The sequence below is a fragment of the Deltaproteobacteria bacterium genome, assembly GCA_009929795.1.
In the GTDB taxonomy this organism is placed as follows: Bacteria; Desulfobacterota; Desulfovibrionia; order Desulfovibrionales; family Desulfomicrobiaceae; genus RZZR01.
On record RZZR01000314.1, the window covers coordinates 1 to 1789 of the forward strand.

The 1789-nt window shown below is 61.8% G+C and carries 2 protein-coding genes; both read right to left on the reverse strand.

Features of this window, described 5'->3' with window-relative positions:
- A partial coding sequence (locus EOM25_14555; protein NCC26397.1) for an amino acid ABC transporter permease occupies positions 1–813 on the reverse strand: 813 nt, incomplete at its 3' end.
- A 10-nt stretch (positions 814–823) separates the two neighbouring features.
- Positions 824–1645, reverse strand: coding sequence for a transporter substrate-binding domain-containing protein (locus EOM25_14560; GenBank protein ID NCC26398.1), 822 nt, complete (start codon positions 1643–1645; stop codon positions 824–826).
- Positions 1646–1789: the final 144 nt, after the last annotated feature.

The following is a 1789-nucleotide window of genomic DNA, read 5'->3' on the forward strand; positions in this document are numbered from 1 at the left end:
GTAGAGGGCGGTGACGGTCAGCCAGACTTCGAAGGTCAGGAAGGTGGCGGCCATGATTTCCGTGCCCTGAAAGGTCAGGTCCCGGATGGAGATGACCGAGACGATGGCCGAGTCCTTGATGGTGGACACGAATTGTCCGGCCAGGGGAGGAAGGATGCGGGGAACGGCCTGGGGCAGGACGATCAGGGTCATCTGCCGGAGGGGCCCCATGCCCAGGGCGGCCGAGGCTTCCCACTGGCCGCGGTCCACGGATTGGATGCCGCCTCGGACGATCTCGGCGATGTAGGCGGCCTCGAACAGCGACAAGGTGATAACGGCCGCCAGGAATGCCTGGGCCTGTTCGGGCGGGGCAAAGAATAAGGTCAGCATGGCCCGGCCGGTCTCGGAGCTCGGGTTCAGCAAACGGTCCAGGCCCAGAAGGGGCAGAATCTGGTCGCTTAGGATGAAATAGAAGATGAAGACCAGGACCAGGGGGGGGACATTGCGCACTCCCTCCACATAGGTGGCGGCCAGAAGGCGTTTGGCCAGCCCTCGGCCCGATCGGGCCAGACCGACAATGGTGCCCAGGATCAAGGCCAGGGTCATGGACCACAGGCTCAGGCGGATAGTGGTCACAAAGCCCATTCCCAGAAGGCCCAGCCCCCAGGCCCCGGTTTCGGGGTTTTGGCGAATCAGATAGCCGGGGATTGCCGACCAGTCCCAGTCGTGGTCCAGGGCGACATGGGCTCGCCAGATCAGCCAACCCCCGGCCAGAAAAAGCAGGAGAACAAGGGTCAGGTCCACATTCGTGAATCTGACTTTTTTTCGTCTCATGGGTCCTAGCCTACTTGAGATCCTTTTCCCAATCGCGGGTCTCGAACCAATAGGCCTTGCGCTCGGCGATCCAGCCCTCGGCTTCCACGACCCGGATCCAATTGTCGAAATAGTTCAGGGTGTCGGGATCGCCCTTGCGAACGGCAAAGCCGATGGGCTCACGGGTGAAGGTTCCTTGTACCGGCAGAAAGAGTTTGTCGGGATGTTTGAGGGCCAGAAAGGCTGGTCCCGGAGCCGAAGAGACAAAGGCGTGGGCGCGGCCGGAGAGGACTTCCTGTACGGCCTGGGCCTCGTCGTCGAACATTCTGACCTGGGCTCGGGGCATGTGTTTTTTGGCCGCATCCACGGATGTGGCCCCCAGGCGGACGGCCAGGACCACGCCATGGTCGTTGAATTTTTCCAGACTGTCGAACCCCTTGGCCTTGCTCGTGTTGGCCACCAGGGCCATTCCCGAATGGTCGTAGGGAATGGTGAAGTTGACCTTCAGGTTCCGGTCGGGCCGGATGCCCATGCCGCCGATGATGACGTCGAACTTGCCGGTGATCAGGGCCGGGATGATGCCCGACCATTTGGTGGGCACGAATTCGGGCCGAACGCCCATGTCCCGGGCCAGGCGTTCGGCCACGTCGATCTCGAAGCCCACGAACGTGCCGTCCTTGGCCTGCATGGCCCAGGGGGCGAAGGTCGAGAAGCCGACCCGAAGAACGCCTCGTTTCAAGACGGCCTCCACCGTGCTCTCCGAGGCCAGTTCATCTTGAATTTTTCCGGCCGTGGCCGGAACGGACAGGGCCAGGAGGGTGATAAGGATCAGGGTCAGGATTCGATCGATCATGTCGGGTTCCTCCGTGAAGCAAAATGGATGGTTGATGTCGGATCTTCAGCTCCTCAAGGCCATGCGGCGTTCCAGGAGCGTGGCCGTCAGGGACAGAATGAGGTTCAGGACAAGATAGACCCCGGCCACGGCGAACCAGACCTC